This window comes from Rhizobium sp. ZPR4, from assembly GCF_040215725.1.
Lineage (GTDB): Bacteria > Pseudomonadota > Alphaproteobacteria > Rhizobiales > Rhizobiaceae > Rhizobium > Rhizobium rhizogenes_D.
In genome coordinates, this window is record NZ_CP157967.1 from 3,900,426 (window position 1) to 3,924,592 (window position 24,167).

The following is a 24,167-nucleotide window of genomic DNA, read 5'->3' on the forward strand; positions in this document are numbered from 1 at the left end:
AATGGTTGGCGGCGGGCGAAACTCTCCGCCCGGCCGCCCTGCAAGCGAAAGCGATCAGTCTTCCCAGGAAACGTTGGTCAGCACGTTCGAGGGGATCGGCTCGTTTTCCCAGAGACCCTTAAGTTTCTTGTCCCAGACGCCGAGCTTCGGCATGACGAAGAGGAAGAGCGCCGGCACATCTTCGGCAAGAATGCCCTGCGCCTCGCCATAGAGCTTGTTCTGCTCGGTGGGATCGGCCGTCAGCTGGATCTTCTTCATGAGATCGTTGAAGGCCGGATTCTTGTAGTTGAAGTAATAGGGATCGCGCGAGTAGATATCGATGTCCATCGGCTCGGCATGGGCGACGATGGTCATGTCATAGTTGCGGCCGCTGAAGACGTCCTGCACCCATTTGGCCGGGAATTCCGTCGGCTCGATGTTCATCGTCACGCCGATATCGGCAAACATCGCCTGCATCACCTGAGCGCTGCGCGGCGCATAGGCCATCTGCGGTGTCTTGATGGTGAAGGTGAAACCATTTGGATAGCCGGCTTCGGCAAGCAGCGCCTTGGCCTTGGCGGCATCGTAGGGCAGCGTGCCGGTCAGGTCCTTGTAGCCGGGATCGTTCGGCGTGTAGTGGCTGCCGATCGCCGTGCCGAGGCCGGACCAGGCGCCTTCGATGATTGTTTTGCGGTCGAGCGCCATCATCAGCGCCTGGCGCACGCGCTTGTCGTCGAAGGGCTTGCGCGTGTTGTTCATGCCGGCCACGACTTTGAGCTCGGTATTGCCGATCTTGGTCGTGAGCCTGGCATCGCCCTCGAAGGAATTCATGAGTTCAGGCGCGCCGAATTCCGGAAAGGCATCGAGGTCGCCGGCCTTCAGCGCCGCTGCCTCCGCCTGCGGATCGGCAATGAAACGGAAGGTCACTTTTTCAAGCTTCACATCGACCGACTTGTTCCAGTAGTCCGGGTTTTTGACGAGGTCGACATGGTCGCCCTTGGCCCAGGAGGAGAATTTGAAGGGCCCGGTGCCGATGGGTGTCGTCTTGTCGTTGGCGGAGGATTTCGGCCCGACCATGACGGAACTCGGCCAGCCGAGCCAATAGAGCAGGCTGCCGGTCGGCGAGGAGAGATGCAGGACCAGCGTTTCAGCATCCGGCGTGTCGATCGAGGCAATGGTCGAAAAGAAGCGCTTCTGCGGATTGACGGAATCGGCGCCGCGAGCGCGATCGAGCGTAAACTTGGCGGCGGCGGAATCGAAGGCCTCGCCGTCGTGGAATTTCACGCCGGTCTGCAGCTTGAACGTATAGGTCAGGCCGTCGGGCGAAATTTCCCAGCTCTTGGCGAGCTGCGGCACGATCTTGCCGCTTTCGTTGATGGCCACCAGTCCTTCGAAAATGTTCTGCCAGGTGACCTGACCGATCGCGACGGGGGCAGCGATCGTCGGATCGAGACCGGTCGGCTCGACGCTCATGCCGAGATTGAGTGTCGTCTTCGCGGCTTCAGCTTGTGTCAGACCCATCATCAGTAGGCCGGCGGAAACTGCAGCGCCACAGGCAAGCCAGCGCGCGACGTCGCCCAGGCTCGGGCGTGAAAACTTGGTCATGTCGGTTCCCTTGCTTTTTGCCCGCATGTCCGGCTTCCCTCCGGCATGCGGTCTTTTTCAGGATAGTGTCATCTCACAGGCGCACACACAATTCCGAAAATGTGTGCTCGGTGTAGCCGAAACCGCTACACTGGTTTGGTCTTCTACAGCGTTTCGTTCAATCCTGCCTCCCCTTGGCGGAAAGTTGCTGGCGCATGAAGCGCTCGATGAAATCGAGCAGCTTTCCGGCCGCGAAGGAGAGCTGGCGATCGGGTGCGACGCAGAGGTCGACTGGCGTTCTCACCCCCTTGCCGTCCGCGACCGGCCGCGCGACGAGCTGACCCGCCTCGATCTCCCTTTGAACTGTCAGCGCCGGCAGCATGGTGATTGCCGCGCCCCGCAGCACCAGTTCCTTCTGCATTTCCAGCGAGCCGGTTTCGAATATGGGATCGAGCCTCAGTCCCTCACGCTCGAACAGCGCATCGAAGGCCTGCCTTGCGCCGAAGGAGCGATCGGGCACGGCGAGCGCGTGCGCTGCGATCTCGGCAAGCGTGATCTCCTTGACGGCCGCAAGCGGATGTGTGGCGGCGGCAATCACATCGTAGATCAGCTCGGAACGCAGACGAACCTGGGTGCCGGACAGCGGTGGGGCAAATAGCGTCACTGCAATATCGGCCTCGGCATTTTTGACGGCTTCGATAGCGCTGCGAGCGCTGGTAATCGTCACTTCGAAGTGCAGGCGCGGATAGTGCAGGCTGAATTCGGCCAGCGCCGGCGCGAGGATATTGGCGACCGACGCGCCATTGGCATAGATGCTGACGGTCCCGCGCTGCAGACCTTTGAGGTCTTCGATCAGCTGGTGAACGTGGTCGAGCTCGCGCAACGTCCGGCCGGCGCGTTCCGCCAACAATTCGCCGGCAGCCGTTAATTTGATGCCGCGAGCACTGCGTTCGACCAGCTGCGTGCCGAAATGATATTCGAGGTTCTCGATCTGACGGCTGATGGCCGTCGGCGCCACGTTCAGGTTTTCAGCCGCCTGGCGCATCGAATTGGTGCGCACCAGCTCGTCGAAATAGATCAGCGCGCGGATCTGCATGCGCGAGATCTCCCGTTAGACGGCAGGCTTGGCGAAGCGATCCCGCCACGCCGCTTGCCCACCTTCGACCGGCAGCGCCGTCGCCTCGTAGACGCCGCGGGCGATGGCGCGCGCCATGACTGTCGTGGCGAGGTGGCAGAGCTCCATGAAACCAGGCATATCGTCGCGCGCATGCCTGCCGGTGGACGCGGCAAATACCGTATCTCCGTCGAGTGGCAGATGCGTCGGCAGGAGTGCCCGGGCAAAGCCGTCATGGGCTGAGATGGAGAGGCGATGTGCTTCCGCCTTGGTCAGCTGGGCGTCGGTGACGACGGCGCCGATGGTCGTGGCGGTGATGTTGGTGCCCTTCAGCCGCAGGCGTGAATCGGCCACCTGAGGCATGCCGAGGCCGCCGAATTCGCCATTTTGCTCGAAGGGAGCCGCCCAGAAATGCGGGCCGTCGCCGATGGTGGCGGAACCGAGTGCGTTGACGGCGACGATTGCAGCGATCCTGTATCCCTGGCTGCTGACGGCACTTGCCGAGCCGAGGCCGCCTTTGACCGTTGCCGTCGTGGCGCCCGTGCCGGCGCCGACGCTTCCAAGCGCAAACGGCCCTTTATTTGCGGCCTTGAAGGCGGCATATCCCATGTCGCGATAGGGCGAGTGCAGCCCCCAATCCTTGTTGCCGCCATTGATGAGATCGAACAGGATCGCCTGCGGCACGATCGGCACCAGCGCGCTGCCGACCTGAAGACCGCGGCCGATCTCCCTCAGGCCAGCCTGCACCCCTCCCGCCGCATCGAGGCCGAAGGCGGAGCCGCCCGAAAGAACGAGGCCGTCCACCGTACCGACAGTCATAGCCGGGTCCAGCAACGCTGTATCCCGCCCACCCGGCGCACCGCCGAGAACGGTGCAGGAGGCGACAGCCGGCTCATCGAAGACGATGGCGGTGACGCCGGAGCCGAGCGCAAGATCGGTAGAGTGACCGACGGCGACGCCTTCGACATCGGTCAGGAGATTAAGGAGGTCAGCCAATGAAAAATCCTTCGCCGTTTACAACGCGAGGTCGTCATGGCGATAGGATCGTAAAGAGGGGGAAAAGACAAGATGGGTTTGTTCAACCCAAGCGGTCCGGGGCTGGAGGCTTTGGAGCTTCGGCGTTTCGCAAGGAGCCGCCGGAAGCTCCCTTCGGAGGAAGCCATGCTACGGCTTCAAATAAAAAAAGCCCCCACCCTGATTTTATCAAAGGGTGAGGGCTGGGGATGGGATTGAGTAAAAGCGCAGGTGATCCGATCCATCAAACATGGATCGGCTTTGCCTGCTGGCGGGAGAGGAGATCGCGGATCGCAAGCTTTACTTCGTCCGCGTTTCTGAAATGCTGCTCGTCCAGATCATGGACATGGTATTTGACAGCGATGAACTTGAGCCGATCCTGGTCAGGAACGACGATGCCGACGGGAACGCCGGCGTATTCGATTACTTGCTTCTTCATAAATAGACTCCCTCTGCGCACGCACGGCGCAGACATGGCGAATTGACTGTTTGATTCCGGTAGGGAGGACGAACGTCACATTCGACAGCACGGGCGGGAGAGCGCGCCCGAACGGTCATTGCCAAGTACGGATCGCCCAAGGATCGAAGCGATGACTTTTCTATTCAGCATGTCACTTCCTCAATTGGCGTTGTACTTGCTAAGGGGCCCCAGTAGCGGAGCACCGCGATCGGTGCGCTATTGTCCACTACATTAGTAGATAATAGCGATTGCATCCTCAGAAACATATTCCGAAAGATGTCAAAATGTCGACGATCAGGAAAATAAAATTTCCAGCCTGGCGGATTGCGGGGAAGGTTGTCTTAAAACCTTCGTGTTGCTACCCGTGTCGGTGTGGCTCGCCGATCACCGAGTGACAGATAGGAACTGGCGCGAGATTCGACAATGCCCCGACAGCATTAAAATTCACGCGCCGCTAAAACACCTCAATGGTTAACGGCGCGACGAGAACGTCAAAATCCATCCTCAAGCACTCTTTCCAGGGCCTTCACGAAGAAATCGGCGCTCTCGGCCGCAAGGCATAGCGGCGGCTTGATCTTCAACACATTCAAGTGATCGCCGGTCGGCTGCATGATGACCCCGAGATCGAGCAGGTGCTCGCAGATTGCAGCCGTCTCCTCGCTCGCCGGCATCAGGCTTTCGCGGTCACGCACGAATTCCACTCCAAGATAAAGCCCCGTGCCATGCACGGCGCCGATCAGCGGGAAGCGATCCATGAGAGCAATCAGCCCAGCCTTCAGCCGGTCGCCGACGACACGGGCATTTTCCTGCAGGTTCTCGTCCTTGAGAACGTCGAGAACGGTGAGGCCGACGATGCAGCTGACCGGGCAGCCACCGGCTGAGGAGAAGAAATAGCCCTCCTTTTCCAGCGATTCGGCGATCTCGCGGCGGGTGACGACGGCGCCGAGCGGATGACCGTTGCCCATGCCTTTGGCAATGGTGATGATGTCGGGCACGACGCCTTGCGTTTCGAAACCCCAGAAATGCTCGCCGAGCCGGCCGTAACCCACCTGCACTTCGTCGGCGATGCAGAGGCCGCCGCGCTGGCGCACGGCATCGTAAACCCCTGCAAGATAGCCATGCGGCAGCGCGATGCCGCCGGCATTGCCATAGACCGGTTCGGCGATGAAGCCGGCAAGCCCATCTCCCTTTTCGTCCATGGCCTGCAGTTTGGCCATGACGTCGTTGAGATAGTCGATCCCTGAATCCGGGCCACGGAAGGGGCCGCGATAGGTATTGGGAGAGAGGACGGGGTGCACCCAGTCCGGCCGCGTCGTCAGCGCCTGCGGATTGTCGGCAATCGAAGTGGAGACCGCGTCGCTTGCGACAGTCCAGCCGTGATAGGCCTCCAGCAGGCAGAGCATGTTCCTTTTGCCGCTATGCGCCCAGGCAAGGCGGATCGCCAGATCATTGGCTTCCGAGCCGCTATTGACGAGGAAGACGCTGTCGAGTCCATCAGGCGCCAGCGTTGCCAACCGCTCAGAGAACTCGGCAACGGCCGCATAATGGAAGCGGGAGTTGGTGTTGAGGCGGGACCATTGCTGGGCGATCGCTACCGTCAGCCGCGGATGGGCATGGCCGAGCGTCGTGACGTTGTTGACCATGTCGAGGTAGCAGCGCCCCTGCATGTCGAACAGGAATTCGCGCCAGCCGCGTTCGATCTGCGGTGGGGCATCATAATAATGTTTTTGCGGCTTGGCGAAGCGAGCATTGCGCAATGACAGCAGTGTGGACGCATCCGGCCACGGCGCCTCGCATGCCGGGTTCAGGAGAGCGACAGGCGAGGGGGAGACGGCCGACCAGCCCTCCGCTTGATCCGCAGTCGCAAAGAGCGGCGGCACGAGGTTGGGCACGCGGCAAAGCTGGATGCGCAATCCTCCGATCGCCGAACCCTCGCTGCCGATCGTCCCGATCGTCGCGCCTTGCTCGATGGCCGCTCCGTCCTCGAGAGCGCTTTCGACGCCGTCGAGATGCAGGCTCATTTCCTCGTCGGCCAGCACGAAATGCTGGCCCTGCCGTTGCAGCAGGCCGGCGAAGGGAGCCGCAACCGTGGCGCCGGCCGGCAGGCAGACATCGCAATGCAGGGCGAAATTCTGCGGCGGAGCCATATTGAGTGGAGCGGCGAGAGACAGGCGGAATTCGCCATAGCGGGTTGCCGCAGCCCCGGAGGCAATCGCCGTCTGGGCAAGCAGCCGCCAGTCCATATCCGGCTTCTGCCAGTTGCCGTCCGTGAAGTCAGGCCCGGTGACGGAAAGATCGATGGCGGCAATCTGCGAGGGGTCGATGTCGGGCAGCAGCGCCGACCAGCCATCGGTCTCGACCGGGGCGACATCTAAGCCGATCGTCCGCAGGATTGCCGCTTCCATCACGTCCGGCTGCGCCTCGGTTGCGACATCGAAGATTTCGCGTTCGAAGTCGAGATTCCCGCGCGCATAGTCGTTGTCGGGATCGATGGCGAGCTGCTGCTCGGTGCTGGCGGCAAGAATGACGGCGCGTGCGACGATCAGCGGCCATAGCGCCTTGGCTTCGACCTCCTCCAGCGGATAGATCGCGTGATAGGCCTTGATCGCCGGAAGAATATGGAAGGGGTTGCCGCCTGCGTGATGCAGCAGCGACGCACAGGTGACGGCGAGATCGCCGACCAGCCAGCCCTGGATGATATCGCCGAAATCGATGACGCCATCGGGCACGAGCTGTCCATGAGCATCGGGATGGCTGACGACATTGTCGTCGGTGACATCGTGATGCACCGGCTGCACGCGCAATTGGCTCGCAAGCGGCTGGATGCGCTTGACGGCGGAGACCATCGCCTTGGCGATGCGGTCGCGCGCCTCATGATCGGTTATGGCCGACAGCAGCTGCACGGCGACCGGACCCGCCCGTCTCAGATCCCATTGCAGGCTGCGGTGAAGGCCGGGATGGTCGAAATCGGCAAGGTCGCGCGCCAGCCGCGCCGAAAGCGCACCGAGCCCGGCCACCGAAGCCGGCGGCAGGTAATTGCGCCGTGTCAGCGTCTGGCCGGGGAGAAAACGGAGCAGCCGGATGAGGTAATCCTGCTCGCGAAGGGTAATGGCGAGGATGTCGCGACCGTTCAGCGAGGGTATGACCTCGGGTACGCGCGGCGCATCCGGCTTGGCATGCAGATGGCGGATGGCGGCGTTCTGCGCTTCCAGCTCGACCAGTTCGTATTCGGTCCGGCAGATCTTCAGCACATAGGCATTGTCGCCGGCGTCGATGCGATAGTTGCGGTCCTGCTGACTGCCGAGCTCGGTCAGCGTCCCGCTCAGACCGTAATGCGTCTGCAGGATCTCGGTTGCCTCCTCCGGTGTCACGTCCGGTCTCGGCAGTTGCATACGGTTCACGAGCGTGGCGTCGGCCATGGCATCCCCCGGATGGTTCATTCGCATCGACACTAAACCATTCCATCCTAAAGAAAATTACCCAAAACAGATAGGGTAGTCGAGCGGCGAGGGGGAAGATAGGCCGCAGAATGCAGCCGGCTAGGCATAACAGCCTATTCGACCTCGATGGAATAGCTGCAACCGGCAAGCGTCTTGCCCGGATGGGTATCGATGGTGGAGACGTTGAGCGAGATGCGCGTTTCCAGCACGGTGTCCGAATTTTCCTGCTGGTCCTTGCGCGACAGGATGACCTTCTCGCCGAGAAACTTGTTCGGCTGGTCGACGGAAGCTGTCACATCAAGCTGTTTGGCGAGCGAATGCGGGTCTGCCTCGTCGAGCACGGCAAGCGGCCCGGTTGAGGCGAAGACAATCTTGTTCGTCTGCCGTCCGAAAACGGTTACGGGCGCCGAAAGCTGGAATTCGCGCAGGAAGGGGTTGTCCGATGGCAGCTCGGTGAAGCCGAACAGTTTCATGGCCGTGGCGCTTTCCGGCCCGGTCAGCCATAGGGCGAAACTGTTGTAGCTCGGCACGTCATAGGTCGTGCATTCGATCAGCTTGGCGAGATCGATCTTGGAGGGGTCCTGTTCCGCCGTTTCGGCATGGGATGCCGGCGCAGATAGCAGGAGCGCCGCCAGCAGCAGCGTTCCAAAGCGGTAGAATGACATGTCCTCTCCTTGATCTCCGCGCGATTCGATACCGGTGATATCAAATCGCGCTTCGGAGCGAAAAGGAAAGGGAGCGGGCTGAAGTCGAACCTCGGCGCCTCACCCCATGCGCTCGGAGGCATAGGACCCCGGACTTGCCGGGAAGACGACGGTGCGGTTGCCGTTGAGGAAGGTGCGGAAGTGGATATGCGCATGGATGGCGCGGGCGAGAACCTGGCTCTCGACATCGCGGCCGATCGAGACATAATCCTCGGCCGACTGCGCATGCGTGATGCGCGCCGTGTCCTGCTCGATGATCGGACCCTCGTCGAGATCGGCCGTCACATAATGCGCCGTCGCCCCGATCAGCTTCACCCCGCGCTCATAGGCCTGCTTGTAGGGGTTCGCCCCCTTGAAGGACGGCAGGAAGGAATGGTGGATGTTGATGATGCGGCCCGACATCTTCTGGCACATGGAGTCCGACAGGATCTGCATGTAGCGGGCGAGCACGATCAGCTCCGTGCCGGTCTGCTCGACCACATCCATGATCCTGGCTTCCGCCTCCGGCTTGTTAGCCTTGGTCACCGGAATATGGTGGAAGGGGATGTCGTGGTTGACCACCACTTTCTGGTAGTCGAAATGGTTGGAGACGACGCCGACGATGTCGATCGGCAGGGCGCCGATCTTCCAGCGATAGAGCAGGTCGTTGAGGCAATGGCCGAAGCGCGAGACCATGAGCAGCACCTTCATGCGCTTCCTGGCATCGTGGATTTCTGACACCATGGCGAACTTCTCGGCGATCGGCTTGAAGCCTTCGACCAGCGCTGCCTCGCCGACGCCTTCCTCGGAGATGAAGGAGACGCGCATGAAGAACATGCCGGTATCGAGATCGTCGAACTGGCTGGAATCGACGATGTTGCAGCCCTCACCGGCCAGATAGTTCGAGATCGCCGCGACAATCCCACGTGTCGACTTGCACGCCACTGTTAATACATAGCTCGTCATGTCTCTTCTTTTCATATCCCGAGGATGCCGCCTGCTTAAATGAAATCGGAGGTCTGGGAAATACCTCCCCCCAGCCATGTTTCGACGGTAATTTAGGCAGGATGGCGAGAAAAAAGCCGTTCCTATTGCGCCTTCGAACGGCGTATCCCCGCCTCAGCCGCTGGTTGCCAGCGAAAGCTTTTGCGGCTGTTTTGCCTGCGTGCCCTCGTTGAATTTCAGGAATCCCACGAGAAGCCAGACGAGCCCTGCCGTCTTCATGGAGAAGATGGCCGTGGAGCCGATCATCAGATTGAGGAACAGGAAAAGGGAAAGCGCATGGCCGAGGCGTCGCTGGTTGACCGTTTCGCCGCCCGGATAGAGCGAGGCGTAGAGCCAGAACAGGATCAGGCCGAAGATCGTGGCACCATAGATGATGTAGACATATCCGCTGTCGAAGAAGATGCCGACCTGGTCGAGTTGCAGGCCGATCGTGCTTTGCAGGTCCATGCCGAGGAAAGCCTTCACCGTGCCATTGATGCGTCCGACGAAATTATCGCCTGTCACAGTCGGCTTGAGCGCATGAATGACGAAACCGACAACGATGATTCCGGGCATCGTCAGCAGGTCCAGCGCTTTCGGAAGCCAGGGATAGATGAAATAGCCTGCGACGCAGATGAGGCTGAAGATCAGCATTGTGCGTGTGTCATTCGTCAACAGGATCAACACGACCGTCGAGAAAAACAGCAGCCGTTCCAGCAATCCCAGGCGATTGGAAAAGCTGATCAGATACAGCACCATGACGCCGCAGAAATTGGCGAGCGAGACCTGTTCCAGAAAGATGGACGATGACCGGTGGTCGATCAGGCCGAAAGAAAACCGGCCCTCGAAGCCGAGCGCGCCGCGAAACAAGCCGAGATCGCTGTAGGTGGCCGGCGGCACACCGCGCGTGTTCTGGAAATATTCGGCCGGATGAAACAGCGCGACATATTGCTTTACGGACACGATTTCCAGGACGAGCACGGCAAGCACGATGAAGCATGAAATCTTGAAGGCAAGCTTGACGGTGCGCTCGTTGGCCAGCCGCCCCATGATCGAAAAGGCGAAGATGATCATCACGTTGCGGAGATGGTCGATATAGGCCTGCTTGTTGATGGCGATGACGAAAACCGTGAGCGCGATGGTCAGCAGCAGGTAAAGGAGCGGCGCTATGTCCTCCTCGTATATGCCCTTCGTCAGCAGGTAGGTGAAAGCGGCGACCTGCAGCAGCACTTCGGACAGCACGACGGAGTTTGGCGTCAGCGGCGTAATGTTGTGATTGATGAAGGCAAGGATACAGTTATAGCAGACCGCAAGCAGCGAGATCGTGAGAATGACGAAATTGATCGGCTGCTTTTCGCCTGAACTTTGCATTAGATATCCGGGATGGTGGCGTCTTCACTGGCCGCGGCAGCATATCAGCCCGATGATTCGCGACAAAGAGCCGGTTGGCCGTCACCGGTCATTTCGCAGGCTTGACCAGCGCGCATGAAGGGGCCAGCGACACCTTTCGGCCCAGGCTCTCGGCGAGGACCTTCATCTGCGGTTTGTCGCGGCCGTTGTGCGGCTGGACGTTGAGCGGTTCCTCCGGCGGCCACCAGTCGCCGGCGGCCCAGTAGGTCCAGCCGAGCCAGACGTCGCCGTTCGCGTTCATAACGTCGAGGACCTGCTTGAGACCGTCGAGACAATCATCATTGGCGGCGACGCCGAACTCACCCAGAAATCCGCGTTTCCCGTTCTTGCGCAGCCAGTCGGTAACGTCGGTCATGCCCTTCATGGCATTGTCGGTGCCGTCGCAGACCGGGTGCGTGCCCGAGCTGTCCGAATCCAGATACTGGTGGAATTCGAAGGCGTAGAAATCGATCGGATCCCGGACGCCGAGCATCACCGTGCCGTTTGCGCCGCCGCCAAGCACATCGGCCGACCAGCTGTGTGCGCCCGTCCAGTTCGTGCCCGGGACGAGAATGAGATTACGTGCGCCTACGGTTCGGATGCTGCGGATGGCGGTATTGGCAAGTTCGAGCCAATCGGGAGCCTTGATATCGTGCGGCTCGTTCATCAGACCGAAGGCCACGCCCTTCCGATTGGCAAACTCGACCGCAAGCCGCGCCCAGAAATCACCGAAAGCGAGATCGGTCGCGGGAGGCTGCTTGAGCTGGGTCTTGTCATAATAGGCGTAATTATGCGGATCGAGAACGACTGACATGCCGTGTTTCTGGATGAGGTCGACGGCATCCTTCAAGCGCTGCAGTTCGTCGCCGTCAAGGGGCGCTCCGAGCACCGGTTGCAACCGCTCCCAGCGGAAGGGCAGGCGGATCGTATTCATGCCTTTTTCCGCGAAATAGCGCACGGTCTGCTCGGACGGATATGTATAGTTCACATTCACGGCCCCGCCGCGCTCGCCATATTCCGCGCCGGACAGATTGACGCCGCGATAGCATAGTTGCTGCGCCGCGAAGGAACCCTCCGCCTGCGCCATGAAAGCGAGCAAGACCGTGGCGGCCAGCAGGCGTCGCAGAGCTTTCGTCATCGATGCGTTCATGGCATGGCCCTGCCTTCCGTGCGGGTGTGGCTTTTCATAGGGATGATGGTGTTGAACAATGATGAAGGGATGGATCGCGCCTGCAGCCGCCACGCGATTTCCTGAGAGCGTCCTTAATGTTCCGTTAGCCAAACGTTTCTAAACTTCGGATACCCGCTGCGTGGAAACCGCCTGCGGAGCACTGAAAGTCTGCCATGAGCTCAATGGAACGAAGCAAGAGATCGGACCGACTTGCGGGTTGGCGCGATACCGAGCCGTCTGACATACGGCGCGACGGTATGCGTCTGCGCAGTCCTGTCTTGCACCCTCGGGATTTCGTTGCCGCCGCCGAGCCCATAGCACATTCCGAAGAGCTTGAGGCGCCCATCGCGGCTGCCGCCGTCCCGCAAAGCCCGCCGAAGCGATCCAATGTTGAGGAACCGGTGCCCCCGCGCCCCGTTGCCGAGCCGGTTGTCGCTGCGGCGGTCCCGACAGTCGAGCAGGTTGCGGTTGCTCCGGTATCTGCCGCTGCCCCGGCGGCACCGATACCGGCTGTAAAGTTGCCGTTGCTTGATCTTCGATCAGCCATCGCTTCGATCTGGGCGTGGAAGTTTGTGGTTCTTGCGCTGGCAGGTGTCGGCGCCGTTCTGGGCGGTGCGGTCATTCCGCTGATACCGCAGAAGTTCACCGCCGAAACCAGCCTCTATTTCGATCCCCGCCCGGTCGGAGGCTCCGATTCCGCCCAGCAGGCACCCACGGCGCCTGAATTGATCACGACGATGATCGACAGCCAGACGCAGATCCTGTCTTCCGGCAAGGTATTGGGGCGCGTCGTGAGCGCATTGAAGCTCGATCAGGACCCGAAATTCAATGGCGGCGCCACCGGCGAGGCAGCAAAATATGTGGCCACCGCTGCCTTGGCGAAAGCCGTGCTGATTGCCCGCGAGTCCAGCACCTATGTCGTGACTGCGAAAGTGACGACGGGCGATCCTCAAAAATCGGCTGCGATCGCCAACCAGCTTGTGACCTCTTTCATGGAGGAAGAGAGCAAGGCGGCTGCGAGCACCTACAAGAGCAGCAATACGGCGCTCGATTCCCGCCTGGAGGATCTGCGGCAGCAGGTACTCTCAGCCGAAAAGGCTGTCGAAACCTATCGTGCCGACAATGACATGGTGGCGGTCGAGGGCAATCTGATCTCCGACAAGCGCCTGACCGCTCTGAACGACCTATTGGTCACCGCCCAGCAGAAGACGATCGAGGCGAAGGCTCGCGCCGATGCGGCCGGCAAGCTCAGTTTCGAGGATGTCGTTTCCAACAACCCTTCGTCCGGCGCAACATCGACCGCATTGAGCAGCCTGCGGCAGCAATATGCGACGATGGCAGCCAATGTCGGCAGCCTGCAGAGTCAGCTAGGCGCCCGCCATCCGCGCCTGCTTGCCGCGAAATCTTCGCTGGAAAGCCTCGCCGCGGAAATTCGCGCGGAACTGCAGCGGCAGATGACCTCGGCCCGTGCCGATTACGAGCAGGCGCAGAAGGCCGAGCAGGATATCGCCAAGGAACTTGCCGTGCAGAAGGCCTCGCAGGTCAATACGTCAGGCAAGCTCGTGGGCCTGAACGAGCTGCAACGCAAGGCAACCGCTGCTCGTGATCTCTATGAATCGCTGTTGAAACGGTCCGGTCAGGCGAGCGACGCCCAGGATCTCTCACAGAGCAATATCCGCGTGATCTCCGAAGCCGAACCGCCGCTGAAGGCGGATGGGCCGAGCCGAAAAGTGATGATGATCGCCGGTCTGATCGCCGGCGCAATATTCGGCGCCGGTCTCGGCATGGCCTTTGCCATTCTCCTCGGCCTGTTTCGCCATCCTGTCATCCGTAGTTATTTCGGCAAGTGACCGGGCCTTTTTTTGCGCTGCGGGCTTTTTCAGCATTGATGGTGCAATTGTGCGCCGAGTGTTCTAGATGTAAATCGGCGCTGGGAATGATTGGATCTTGCTAAAGAAAGTGCGATACGGTCATTAGGCGTTGTGCGGTACTTTGTGAGACAATCTATGCGAGAAAAGCGGTGCGTTGCTCCGATGACTGGCGCCGGGGAAAGCTGACCGATGGTGCCCGCGGATAAACTCGTTCTGCCGTTTCTGGCTTTGCCGCGCTCGACCAAGCGTGCGCTTGCGCTGCTGGTCGATGCCAGCCTTTGCGTGCTGACGGTCTGGTTCGCTTATTGTCTCCGCCTCGACGACTGGGTCATTCTTGAGGGGGTGGAGTGGCTGCCGGCCATCGTCTCTCTTCTGCTCGCCATACCGATCTTCATCGTACTCGGCCTTTATCGTGCGATTTTCCGTTATGCCGGGCTGTCTGCTTTCGTGACGGTCGTCAAGGCTGTAGCGATCTATGCGCTCGCCTTCATGACCGTTTTCACCGCGATCAGCGTGCCGGGCGTGCCGCGCACGGTCGGCATCTTGCAGCCCCTGCTGTTGCTGATCGCGATCGGCCTGTCGCGCATGTGGACGCGCTACTGGCTCGGCAATGCCTATCAGCGGCTCCTCAATCGCAATCAGCTCGCCAAGGTTCTGGTCTACGGGGCCGGCGCTTCCGGACGGCAGCTCACGGGTGCCCTTGCCAATAGTGCCGAGCTGAATGTCGTCGGCTATCTCGATGACGATCGCAACCTGCATGGCAGCATCATGGGCGGCTTGCCGATCTACGATCCGGCCGATCTGCCGGCGCTCGTAGTTTCGGGCGAGATCAAGGGCGTGCTCCTGGCCCTGCCGAATGCCACGCGGCAACGGCGCAACGAAATCCTCGAGGACATGCGCAAGGCTCGCGTCACGGTGCGGACAATGCCCGATCTGACGGCGCTGGCGCAGGGCCGTGTCGCGGTTTCCGATCTGCGCGAGCTTGACATCGAAGACCTGCTCGGCCGCAACGTGATCGCCCCCGATCGCAGCCTGATCGAGAAGAATATTCGCGGCAAGGTCGTCATGGTCACTGGCGCAGGCGGTTCGATCGGTAGCGAGCTCTGCCGTCAGATTCTGAAGAACGGACCGTCCTCGCTGCTTTTGGTCGAACAGAGCGAATTTGCCCTTTATGCCATTCACGGCGAGCTGGAAAAGGCGGTAGCCTCCGCCGGCCATGGCGATGTGCGCATCATTCCCTTTCTTGCTTCGGTCCGGGACAACCAGCGTATCCGGCAGATCATGGAAGCCTGGCGGCCGAAGACGGTCTATCATGCCGCTGCCTACAAGCATGTGCCGCTCGTCGAATACAATCCCGTCGAAGGCATCCGCAACAATGTGCTCGGAACGCAGATAGCGGCCGAAGCTGCGCGCGATCATGGTGTCGAGAATTTCGTCCTCATCAGCACCGACAAGGCCGTGCGTCCGACAAACATCATGGGTGCGAGCAAGCGGTTGGCGGAAATGGTGCTGCAGGCGATGGACGCCGATCGCAAGCCCGGTGCCGACAGTACCAATTTCGCCATGGTGCGCTTCGGCAATGTGCTCGGCTCCTCCGGTTCGGTCGTGCCGCTCTTTCGTCAGCAGATCCGCGACGGCGGCCCGATCACGCTGACGCATCCCGATATCACCCGTTATTTCATGACCATTCCCGAGGCATCGCAGCTTGTCATCCAGGCGGGCGCGATGTCGGGCGGCGGCGATGTCTTCCTGCTCGATATGGGTGAACCGGTGCGCATTGCCGATCTCGCGCGGCGCATGGTGGAACTGTCCGGTCTGACCGTACGGGACGAAGACGAGCCGGATGGCGATATCGAGCTTGAAATCACCGGCCTGCGACCGGGCGAGAAGCTCTATGAAGAACTATTGATCGGCGACAATCCGCAGCCGACCAGCCATCCTCGCATCATGCAGGCCAAGGAGGATTTCCTGCCCTGGCTGGAGCTCTCGAAGCGGCTTGCCGCACTTGAGGCGGCGCTGAATGAAAACGACATACCCTTGGCCAGAGCCCTGCTGCAAAAGCTCGTTTCGGGCTATGCGCCGAGCAGCGAAGTGGTCGATCTGGTCTATCGCGAGCGCGAGACGGACATGACCGTCGATCAGCCGAACCTCGACAACGTTGCGCAACTATAGAAGCGTATCCGCCATTGCACGGCCGCTCTTCATGCTTAGCCTTCGCCAAGCTTTGCTGACGGTTATTGCTTGACCTTGACGGCGTAGTACCAACGGCGCAGCTGATCGCAGGTGCGGAACCAATGTGCCGTCAGCCGCAACAGGGGATGCCGCTTTACCGCGCGGTAATGCACGCGCTTGCCGATCGTGGTGTCGGCGCGATGCGGGCTGAAGTCGACCAGATTTTCAAAGGTCGTGAATGTCGCAACGCCGGTCGACCAGCCGCGTTCCAGGGCGACGTCATAAGGAAGAAGCATGGGCTTCAGCGTCGTCAGCAGTTTCTTGGCTGCCTTGCGGTTGACGATATAACAGGCAGCCGACCCCTGCGGACCATGCATGCAGCGGCCGACGACATCGTTTTCGCTGGTTTCGCAGATCTGCTTGAAGCCGACGAGACGATGGTTGACGAGTTTGACGAGACGCGCACCCTGGACGCTGTCCATCGCGGCGATTGCACGTGGGATCAGCTTCTCGTTGAGCTCGACGTCGTCTTCCATGATGATCGCCATCTTGTCGCCGCTGGCGACGAATTGCTCAAGCGCGATCAGATGGCTGCGGTAGCATCCGTATTCTCCCGGCAGAAGCTTGCGGCCGTTGTGGTAGATGAACGAATGCGGGTAAAAATCGACGCGGTCCGCCTCTGCGATGATGCGGCCGTCGACGGCAGGAATGCGCGTGATATGCAGATCGTATTCGACGGCCTGATTGCACAGGCGCTCCCAGCGATCACGCGAGCGATCGAGATTGATGACATAGATGGAGACCCGCTGAGCAGCATCGTCAGCAATCTCCGGGTCGACAAGGGGAGGGATGCGATTAATCTGTTCGAGAATGACTGCTACTCCTTCAAACAGAAATCGCGCCGACAGCAACCAAGATGGCAATTTTCATACTATATAACATGCTTATGACTTGTCGCAAACGGCTGCCACACGCCTGTGTTGTATTCGTAGATAAAAGCATTTTTTTTGGTGTAACGTTGCGTGAATGGCCTGCATTGGCGATGCGGAAACCATCGCTTACGCGCGATTTTGATCGGGGAACCCGTTGGCGCATGGCTGCGGCCCTACTATATTCATGATATGCGGCGTGTGATCGTTGCGCTCGCATTAGTGAAGGAGCGTAGCAGTTCATGTGGATCAAGTCGAAAATCGCCATTGCTGCCTTGTCCCTTGCGGTCCTGATGCCGGCGGTCGCCTTTGCCGACAACCCGCTCCTGCCCAAGCCATATGTCGCTCCCGTCTATCCTTACAAGAACCTTCCGGGAGTAACTGCGCCGAAAATGGCGGCTGACGAAAAGTTTCAATGTCGCACCGCCACCGTATATGCAGATTATTTTCACGAAGGTCCATTCTACCGGGGCCTGCCGCGTCTCGGTTATGTTTGCGATCAGGATGGCGTTATTTCCGGCAGCACCAGAAAGCCGAACTACCAATATTGGCAATATAACAGTCCGGATAGATAAGTCGTAGGCACCCTGCCGAATTAAGCGGCAGCGCAATCAAAACGAGCGCGGCCTCATGATCACATCGTATAAGTTTTGTTGGCGATCTGAAAATAAATTTCATGTTTTTGGTTAAATGCGCGAACGTCGTTGACGAATGCGAAAATTTGCCCCAAGGTTACGAAAATAAATTACGTAATGGGAACATAAAAGCATGCGCGTTGGAATCATTGGGCTGGGATTCCGCCTAGGTTATCTGGGCTATGTCTTCAAGGCGATCGACGAGAACTTCGAGATCGCCGGATATGTCGATCCGGAGCCTGCGGGCCTGCCCGGTTTGCTCGAAAAGGGCATCTCTGCCGGAAAAGCCTACGCAACACCCCAAGAGCTGATTGCCAACGAAAAGATCGATCTGCTGATGATCGGTTCGCCGAACCACATGCATCTCGATCACATCCGCATCGGCCTCGAGGCCGGGCTCAAGATCTTCTGCGAAAAGCCGATCGTCACGACAATCAAGGACAGCATCGAGCTTGCAAAGCTGATGGCAAAGTTCGGTCATGAGCGCCTGAATGTCGGCCTCGTGCTGCGTTATTCGCCAATGTATCGCGATCTTCTGACCGCCCAGGCGGAAGGAAAGCTTGGCCACGTGGTTTCTATCGAGGCGGCCGAGCATATCGAGCCCTATCACGGCGCCTTCTTCATGCGTGACTGGCGCCGCTACGAACATTATTCCGGCAGCTTTATGCTCGAGAAATGCTGCCACGATCTCGATCTCTATAATGGTGTGGTCGGTGCGCGGCCGGAACGGGTCGCAAGCTTCGGCGGCCGCAAGAGCTTCATTCCGGAAAACGACCCGGCAAGGGAGGGCATCAACGACCTCGAGCTCTTCCATCGCAAGCCGAGCGGCTGGATGGGATCGGACAAGGTCTTCGACAGTGATGGCGACATCATCGACTACCAGGTCGCGATCATCGAATATGCCAATGGTGTCGGCATGAACTTCCACACCAATCTCAACGTGCCGGACCAGTTCCGTCGCTTTGCCATCATGGGCTCGCGCGGCATGGCCGAGGGCGACTTCATTCGTGGTTATTTCAACGTCCACGAGATGCTGACCGGCAAGAAGGTGATCGAGAAGACCTACGCAGCCACCACGCTTTCGCAGCACTATGGTGCCGACGAACAGATGGCCGCCGATATCATCGCGCACGTCAAAACGGGTCTGCACCTGCCGGTGTCCACCCAGAATGCGCTGGAGGCCGGCATTCTGGCGCTCTCGATGGACGAGGCGCGCATGAAGAAGACCGTCGTTGATCTCCGACCGATCTGGGACGAGTTCGACGAGGCTCTTCATTCAAGAGCCGCCTAGGGAGGGGCGCAGGATGGGTGTTCAACGCAGCACGGTCATCTTCGCCTGGCTCCTGCTTCTTCCGGCTCTCCTCTACGTCACCGTCATCGTCGCCTATCCGCTCGTTGACACCATAATCCTGTCCTTCACCGATGCGTCGTTGAAGAAGGTGACGAATTGGGTCGGCTTCGAGAACTACGCCAAAATCTTCAACGACACCTTCGCAGGCGTCATTGTCCGGACCTTCATCTGGACGTTCTTCTCCGTGTCGATCAAGATGATCATCGGCACGTTGGGGGCAGCGCTACTGAACTCGGCCGTTCCGGGCCGCGCGCTCTTTCGCGTGTTGACCATGCCGCCCTGGATCGTGCCGATGGCGATCGGCATCTTCATGTGGGGCTGGATGTATAATGGTCAGTTCGGCATGATTTCCGGCCTGCTCCAGCGTTTCGGCATCGTCGACAGCCCGGTCGCTTTCCTTGCCTATGGCAGCACTGCCTTCTGGGCGACGATCGTCACCGACGTCTGGATCGGCGTACCGATGGTCACTCTTTATATGCTGGCCGCCATGCAGGCGATCCCGCACGATCTCTATGAGGCCGCGTGGACGGACGGCGCCGGCCGCTTCTATCGCTTCCGCCGCATCACCCTGCCGCTGCTGGTGCCGTCCCTGGTCACCATGTCGATGCTGTCGCTGATCGCCACCTTCAATTCCTTCGATATCATCTGGATCTTGACGCGCGGCGGCCCGAACGGCGAAACGACGACGATGATCATCGACACCTATCGAACGGCGATCGGGTCCTACAAATATGGCGAGGGTGCTGCGCGCGCGGTGCTGATCTGCATCTTCCTGTCGATCTTCTGCCTTGCCTACTTCCGCCTGACCAGCCGCTTTTCCACGGGAGCCAAGCAGCGATGAGCCAGCCCGCCATGATCAATCGCTACAAGTGGTACGAGCTCATCGGCATCTATGCCGGAATCCTGCTGTTCCTGACCTTCGTGCTGGCGCCCTTCGTCGAAGGGTTCCTGGTCTCGTTGAAGCCGCTCAGTCAGCTTTTCTCGTCGCCCTACCGGTTCATTCCCGAAAATGGCTCCTTTGCGGCCTATCGCACGATGTGGACCAGCGTGCCTGGCTTCGGCTGGTATATCTTCAACTCGTTCCTGATTTCCGGCGTGAGCACTATTATCGTGCTGATCCTCGTCGTGCCGGCGGCCTATGCCTTCGCGCGTTTCGAGTTCCGAGGCTCCGGCCTGCTGCTCGGTGCCTTTCTTGCCGTTAACATGTTCTCCGGCGCCGTGCTGCTGATCCCGTTGTTCCGGCTCATGCGCTCCTTCGGCGTGCTGAACACCTATTTTGCCATGATCATACCGGGTGTCGCTTTCCTCATTCCCTCCGGAATCTGGTTGCTGCGCACTTATATGATGCGCATTCCCAAGGAGCTCGACGAGGCGGCCTTTGTTGATGGCGCCAGCCATTTCTATACGCTGCGTCGCGTCATCCTGCCGATCGCCATGCCGGGCATCACCGTTGTCGCCATCACCACGTTCATCGGTTCCTACGCACAGCAGTTCATCTATGCGCTTACCTTCAATTCGAAGACGGAATACATGCCGCTGCCGGTTGGGCTGTTTGCCTATTTCGGCCGGCAGGAGGTCGTCTGGAACGAACTCATGGCCGCAAGTTTCGTCGGCATCGCGCCGGCTCTGGTCGTGATCTTCTTCCTGCAACGGTATCTCGTCAGCGGTCTGACCGCCGGCGCGGTGAAGCAATAAAATCAATCAACCACCAGAGAGAACGGGAGCTTAAACGTGACATTCCATTTCAAGACGGGGCTTCTTGCCCTTGCTTTGCTCGGCTCCACCGCGCTTGGCGCTGTGAACGCCCAGGCCGCCGACAAGGAAATCAGCTGGATCTATTGCGGTGACAGCATCGATCCGATCCATGTGAAGTATATCAAGCAGTGGGAAGACAAGAATCCGGGCTGGGCCGTGAAGCCTGAGGTCGTCGGCTGGGAACAGTGCCAGGACAAGGCGACGACGCTCGCCGCAGCCGGCACGCCCGTTGCCATGGCCTATGTCGGCTCGCGCACGCTCAAGCAGTTCGCGGACAACGATCTGATCGTTCCGATCCCGATGACGGACGATGAGAAGAAGGCCTATTATCCGGGCATCGTTGGCACGGTAACGTTCGATGGACAGCAGTGGGGCACGCCGATCGCTTTCTCGACCAAGGCGCTCTACTGGAACAAGGACCTCTTCAAGCAGGCCGGTCTCGATCCGGAAAAGCCGCCGACCACCTGGGCTGAGGAAATCGCCGACGCCAAGGCGATCAAGGAAAAGACCGGCATCCCCGGCTATGGCCTCTCGGCTAAGACCTTCGACAACACCATGCACCAGTTCCTGCACTGGGTTTACACCAACAATGGTAAAGTCATCGACGGCGACAAGATCGTTCTCGACAGCCCGGAAGTGCTGGCCGCCCTTCAGGCCTACAAGGACATCACGCCTTACTCGGTCGAAGGACCGACGGCTTACGAGCAGAACGAAATGCGCGCCATCTTCCTCGATGGCAAGGTCGGCATGATCCAGGCCGGTTCGGGTGCCGCCGCTCGCTTGAAGGAAACGAAGATCAACTGGGGTGTTGCACCGCTGCCGCTCGGCCCTTCGGCCAAGGGTCAGGGCACGCTGCTCATCACCGACAGCCTTGCCGTCTTCAAGGGCAGCGGTGTCGAGGACAAGGCGATCGATCTCGCCAAGTTCATCACCTCTCCCGGTCCGCAGGGCGAATACGAGCTCCAGGGCGGCGCCGGCCTCACGCCGCTGCGCCCGTCTCCGATGGTTGACGAGTTCGTCAAGAAGGACGCTTCTTGGAAGCCGTTCATCGATGGCATCGCCTATGGTGGTCCCGAGCCGCTCTTCAAGGACTATAAGGGCTTCCAGAACGTGATGATCGCCATGGTCCAGTCGGTCGTGACGGGCCAAGCCCAGCCGGCGGATGCGCTGAAGAAGGCCGCTGCCGATCTCGAGCAGTATAAGTAAGTCTGCAAGTCACCGGGCCGCGCGCAATGCGCGCGGCCTTTGGAGCCCTGCCCGCCACATGGCGGCGCCGCGCGGAGACAGAGTTTGGGAAAGCTGCACCTTAATCAGGTCAAAAAATTCTATGGTCATTTCGAGGTCATCAAGGGCGTTGAGCTCGACGTGAATGACGGTGAGTTCATCGTCTTCGTCGGTCCGTCCGGCTGCGGCAAGTCGACCTTGCTGCGCATGATCGCCGGTCTCGACGAAGTGACCAGCGGCGACATCACGATCGATGGTGCTCGCGTCAACGATCTGCCGCCCGTCAAGCGTGGCATCGCCATGGTCTTCCAGTCCTATGCTCTCTACCCGCATATGTCGGTGTTCGAGAACATCGCGTTCCCCTTGCGGGTCGAAAAGATGGCAGAGGACAAGCTCAAGGCCAAGGTCGAGAATGCTGCGCGCATTCTCCATCTTGATCAGCGTCTGCAGCAGAAGCCGGGCCAGCTGTCTGGCGGCCAGCGCCAGCGTGTCGCGATCGGCCGCGCCATCGTGCGCGAGCCGAAGATCTTCCTCTTCGACGAACCGCTGTCGAACCTCGATGCGGCGCTGCGTGCCGATATGCGTATCGAGCTCGCCAAGCTGCACCGCCAGCTGCAGGCAACCATGATCTATGTGACGCACGATCAGGTCGAGGCCATGACCATGGCCGACAGGATCGTTGTGTTGAACGCCGGCGAGATATCGCAGGTCGGCGCTCCGCTGGAGCTTTATCACAAGCCGGCAAATACTTTCGTCGCCCGCTTTATCGGCAATCCCAAGATGAACTTCCTGCCCGTCACCTGCACTGGCCTCAGCGATGCGGGTGTTGAGGTGGAATACAAGGGCCAGAAGGCTCTGCTGCCCGTGGCGCCGCGTCCCGGCTTCGTCGGCAAGGCGCTGACCCTCGGCATCCGGCCGGAGCACGTCCAGCTCGGCGATGGCGATCTGACCCTGACCATCGTGCCGACCGTCGTGGAGCGCCTTGGCGCCCAAACTGTCGCCTATGCGACGACTGACGGGATCGACGAGAATTTCTGCGCGACATTGCCCGGCAGTGCTGCCATCCGCATGGACACGCCAATCAAGACAGGCATCCGCATCGGCGATTGCCATCTCTTCGACGAAAGCGGCCAGGCCTTCGAGCGTCGAGTGGAACTGACAGAGATCGACATGGAATTGTTGAACAAGGCCGCTTCCTGAGGGGGCGGCCGCCTATCGGTACAAGATAGAATAAGAACGGCGGCCTGAAGGCCGCCGTTTTCTTTTGACATGAGATCGTGGACTTACCAGACGAGGCCGCGCGCCGCCACGTCTTCGACGCGGGTCACGACGCCATCGCGGTGAAACACCATCTGGTCGAACAGGTTGGAGACGACGCAGGTGTGGTTCGGGATGATGCGGATCTTGTCGCCGATCCGCGGGCGAGGGCCGGCGCACTTCGACAGGTCGATCACGCCATGTTCCTCCGAAAGACCCTTGATGACGGCGTCTGGATAGCCGACCACCTGACCGTAATCGGCAAAGCCGAGAAGATCTGAGGTCAGTGCCTTCGAGCCGGCGTCGATGACGGCGCGATCTTCCGTCGGCCTGGAGACGACAGTTGCGAGGATGTGCATGGCGCAATCCTCTTCGCGGCAATGGCCCGCACGCACCATCGAGCGGTCGTTATAGATATAGGTTCCGGCACGATGTTCCGTCGCAGCGGTTACCAGATGCGCGTCGAACAGGCTCGGTGTGCCGCCGTTGCTGACGATCGGGCATTCGACACCATCCGCTTTCAGGAGCCCTACGGCTTCCGACAGGAATTCCTGTGTCGCGGCAGCACTATCCGGCTTCGGATAGGTCATCAGGCCGCCAAAGACGAGGCCCGGCTTGCCGGCGATATGCTTGCCGAGCTTTGCGGCTTCTGCGGGAGATTGCACGCCGCAGCGTGCCCCGCCGGTATCGCATTCCACCAGCACGGTCAGCGGCTTGCGCGCCGCGAAGTAATTGGAAAGTCCGTCAACCGTCACGGCGCTGTCGGCCACGACCTTGAGGTCCGAAATCCGGTTGTTCAGAGCTGCGAGGCGTGCGAGCTTTTCCGGGCCGAGAATATTGAAGGTGATCAGAATATCCTCGAAGCCCGCATCGGCAAAGACTTCCGCCTCGGTGATCTTCTGGCAGTTGATGCCCTTGGCGCCGACGGCGACCTGGGCGCGTGCCAGTGCCGGGATCTTGTGCGTCTTGATATGCGGGCGGAAATTCAGGCCATGCTCATCCATATAGGACTGCACGCGGGCGATATTGCCCGCCAGCCGGTCTTCATCGATGACCGGGCGCGGCGTGGAGAGGCTGTCGATCTTGTCGCCGGGCTTGGGGCTGATTTCCAGGGCGATGTCACGGCTTGTATTCGGGGCAATATTGGGAGCCATA

General features: G+C 60.0%; 19 protein-coding genes. 8 read left to right on the top strand and 11 right to left on the bottom strand.

Annotated features, from left to right (window positions below):
• Positions 1-54: 54 nt before the first annotated feature.
• The 9 genes from ABOK31_RS18745 to ABOK31_RS18785 form a co-directional block, all read right to left on the bottom strand.
• Positions 55-1,584, bottom strand: coding sequence for an ABC transporter substrate-binding protein (locus ABOK31_RS18745; protein ID WP_349957141.1), 1,530 nt, complete (start codon positions 1,582-1,584; stop codon positions 55-57).
• 157 nt (positions 1,585-1,741) lie between these two features.
• Entirely contained in the window at positions 1,742-2,659 is a 918-nt protein-coding gene (locus ABOK31_RS18750; RefSeq protein ID WP_349957142.1) for a LysR family transcriptional regulator, read from the bottom strand.
• A gap of 15 nt (positions 2,660-2,674) precedes the next feature.
• Entirely contained in the window at positions 2,675-3,673 is a 999-nt protein-coding gene (locus tag ABOK31_RS18755; protein ID WP_174178815.1) for a P1 family peptidase, read from the bottom strand.
• A gap of 262 nt (positions 3,674-3,935) precedes the next feature.
• The gene (locus tag ABOK31_RS18760; protein WP_015338438.1) at positions 3,936-4,130 is read right to left on the bottom strand and encodes a hypothetical protein; all 195 of its coding nucleotides are present in this window, start codon (positions 4,128-4,130) and stop codon (positions 3,936-3,938) included.
• 512 nt (positions 4,131-4,642) lie between these two features.
• On the bottom strand, positions 4,643-7,570 hold the full coding sequence (locus tag ABOK31_RS18765; RefSeq protein WP_349957145.1) for an aminotransferase: 2,928 nt from the start codon (positions 7,568-7,570) through the stop codon (positions 4,643-4,645).
• A 134-nt stretch (positions 7,571-7,704) separates the two neighbouring features.
• Entirely contained in the window at positions 7,705-8,256 is a 552-nt protein-coding gene (locus tag ABOK31_RS18770) for a hypothetical protein (protein WP_349957147.1), read from the bottom strand.
• Positions 8,257-8,355: 99 nt separating this feature from the next.
• The gene (purU, locus tag ABOK31_RS18775; RefSeq protein ID WP_349957148.1) at positions 8,356-9,240 is read right to left on the bottom strand and encodes a formyltetrahydrofolate deformylase; all 885 of its coding nucleotides are present in this window, start codon (positions 9,238-9,240) and stop codon (positions 8,356-8,358) included.
• Between the two features lie 153 nt (positions 9,241-9,393).
• The gene (locus ABOK31_RS18780) at positions 9,394-10,629 is read right to left on the bottom strand and encodes a hypothetical protein (protein WP_349957150.1); all 1,236 of its coding nucleotides are present in this window, start codon (positions 10,627-10,629) and stop codon (positions 9,394-9,396) included.
• Between the two features lie 88 nt (positions 10,630-10,717).
• Positions 10,718-11,734: a glycoside hydrolase family 5 protein gene (locus tag ABOK31_RS18785; RefSeq protein ID WP_349959029.1), complete on the bottom strand. Its 1,017-nt coding sequence runs from the start codon at positions 11,732-11,734 to the stop codon at positions 10,718-10,720.
• Between the two features lie 257 nt (positions 11,735-11,991).
• Between ABOK31_RS18785 and ABOK31_RS18790 the strand changes: the two genes are divergently transcribed.
• The gene (locus tag ABOK31_RS18790) at positions 11,992-13,668 is read left to right on the top strand and encodes a GumC family protein (protein ID WP_349957152.1); all 1,677 of its coding nucleotides are present in this window, start codon (positions 11,992-11,994) and stop codon (positions 13,666-13,668) included.
• 210 nt (positions 13,669-13,878) lie between these two features.
• Positions 13,879-15,861 carry a nucleoside-diphosphate sugar epimerase/dehydratase gene (locus tag ABOK31_RS18795; protein ID WP_349957153.1) on the top strand — a complete coding sequence of 661 codons (1,983 nt, stop codon included), beginning with the start codon at positions 13,879-13,881 and terminating at the stop codon, positions 15,859-15,861.
• A gap of 62 nt (positions 15,862-15,923) precedes the next feature.
• On the opposite strand, the gene ABOK31_RS18800 is transcribed toward ABOK31_RS18795, so the two are convergent.
• Entirely contained in the window at positions 15,924-16,784 is an 861-nt protein-coding gene (locus ABOK31_RS18800; protein ID WP_234910438.1) for a glycosyltransferase family 25 protein, read from the bottom strand.
• Between the two features lie 248 nt (positions 16,785-17,032).
• On the opposite strand from ABOK31_RS18800, the gene ABOK31_RS18805 reads away from it, so the two are divergent.
• The 6 genes from ABOK31_RS18805 (at position 17,033) to ugpC (ending at position 22,955) form a co-directional block, all read left to right on the top strand.
• Positions 17,033-17,365: a hypothetical protein gene (locus ABOK31_RS18805; protein WP_174176058.1), complete on the top strand. Its 333-nt coding sequence runs from the start codon at positions 17,033-17,035 to the stop codon at positions 17,363-17,365.
• Positions 17,366-17,558: 193 nt separating this feature from the next.
• Positions 17,559-18,716, top strand: coding sequence for a Gfo/Idh/MocA family oxidoreductase (locus ABOK31_RS18810; protein WP_349957155.1), 1,158 nt, complete (start codon positions 17,559-17,561; stop codon positions 18,714-18,716).
• A 13-nt stretch (positions 18,717-18,729) separates the two neighbouring features.
• Complete coding sequence (locus ABOK31_RS18815) at positions 18,730-19,617, top strand: sugar ABC transporter permease (RefSeq protein WP_174176054.1); 888 nt, start codon at positions 18,730-18,732, stop codon at positions 19,615-19,617.
• Positions 19,614-20,471, top strand: a complete 858-nt coding sequence (locus ABOK31_RS18820) for a carbohydrate ABC transporter permease (protein WP_174176052.1) — start codon at positions 19,614-19,616, stop codon at positions 20,469-20,471. The genes ABOK31_RS18815 and ABOK31_RS18820 overlap by 4 nt, the downstream gene beginning before the upstream one ends.
• 36 nt (positions 20,472-20,507) lie before the next feature.
• Positions 20,508-21,737: an extracellular solute-binding protein gene (locus ABOK31_RS18825; RefSeq protein ID WP_174176050.1), complete on the top strand. Its 1,230-nt coding sequence runs from the start codon at positions 20,508-20,510 to the stop codon at positions 21,735-21,737.
• An 84-nt stretch (positions 21,738-21,821) separates the two neighbouring features.
• Positions 21,822-22,955: a sn-glycerol-3-phosphate ABC transporter ATP-binding protein UgpC gene (gene ugpC / locus ABOK31_RS18830; RefSeq protein ID WP_174176048.1), complete on the top strand. Its 1,134-nt coding sequence runs from the start codon at positions 21,822-21,824 to the stop codon at positions 22,953-22,955.
• Positions 22,956-23,038: 83 nt separating this feature from the next.
• On the opposite strand, the gene ABOK31_RS18835 is transcribed toward ugpC, so the two are convergent.
• Positions 23,039-24,166: a D-TA family PLP-dependent enzyme gene (locus tag ABOK31_RS18835; protein WP_349957156.1), complete on the bottom strand. Its 1,128-nt coding sequence runs from the start codon at positions 24,164-24,166 to the stop codon at positions 23,039-23,041.
• Position 24,167: the final 1 nt, after the last annotated feature.

Coding starts and splice junctions, on each gene's coding strand:
- ABOK31_RS18745 (WP_349957141.1), bottom strand. CDS start 1,584: ATGACCAAGTTTTCACGCCCGAGCCTGGGCGACGTCGCGCGCTGGCTT.
- ABOK31_RS18750 (WP_349957142.1), bottom strand. CDS start 2,659: ATGCAGATCCGCGCGCTGATCTATTTCGACGAGCTGGTGCGCACCAAT.
- ABOK31_RS18760 (WP_015338438.1), bottom strand. CDS start 4,130: ATGAAGAAGCAAGTAATCGAATACGCCGGCGTTCCCGTCGGCATCGTC.
- ABOK31_RS18765 (WP_349957145.1), bottom strand. CDS start 7,570: ATGGCCGACGCCACGCTCGTGAACCGTATGCAACTGCCGAGACCGGAC.
- ABOK31_RS18770 (WP_349957147.1), bottom strand. CDS start 8,256: ATGTCATTCTACCGCTTTGGAACGCTGCTGCTGGCGGCGCTCCTGCTA.
- purU (WP_349957148.1), bottom strand. CDS start 9,240: ATGACGAGCTATGTATTAACAGTGGCGTGCAAGTCGACACGTGGGATT.
- ABOK31_RS18780 (WP_349957150.1), bottom strand. CDS start 10,629: ATGCAAAGTTCAGGCGAAAAGCAGCCGATCAATTTCGTCATTCTCACG.
- ABOK31_RS18785 (WP_349959029.1), bottom strand. CDS start 11,734: ATGGCGCAGGCGGAGGGTTCCTTCGCGGCGCAGCAACTATGCTATCGC.
- ABOK31_RS18790 (WP_349957152.1), top strand. CDS start 11,992: ATGAGCTCAATGGAACGAAGCAAGAGATCGGACCGACTTGCGGGTTGG.
- ABOK31_RS18795 (WP_349957153.1), top strand. CDS start 13,879: ATGGTGCCCGCGGATAAACTCGTTCTGCCGTTTCTGGCTTTGCCGCGC.
- ABOK31_RS18805 (WP_174176058.1), top strand. CDS start 17,033: ATGTGGATCAAGTCGAAAATCGCCATTGCTGCCTTGTCCCTTGCGGTC.
- ABOK31_RS18810 (WP_349957155.1), top strand. CDS start 17,559: ATGCGCGTTGGAATCATTGGGCTGGGATTCCGCCTAGGTTATCTGGGC.
- ABOK31_RS18815 (WP_174176054.1), top strand. CDS start 18,730: ATGGGTGTTCAACGCAGCACGGTCATCTTCGCCTGGCTCCTGCTTCTT.
- ABOK31_RS18820 (WP_174176052.1), top strand. CDS start 19,614: ATGAGCCAGCCCGCCATGATCAATCGCTACAAGTGGTACGAGCTCATC.
- ABOK31_RS18835 (WP_349957156.1), bottom strand. CDS start 24,166: ATGGCTCCCAATATTGCCCCGAATACAAGCCGTGACATCGCCCTGGAA.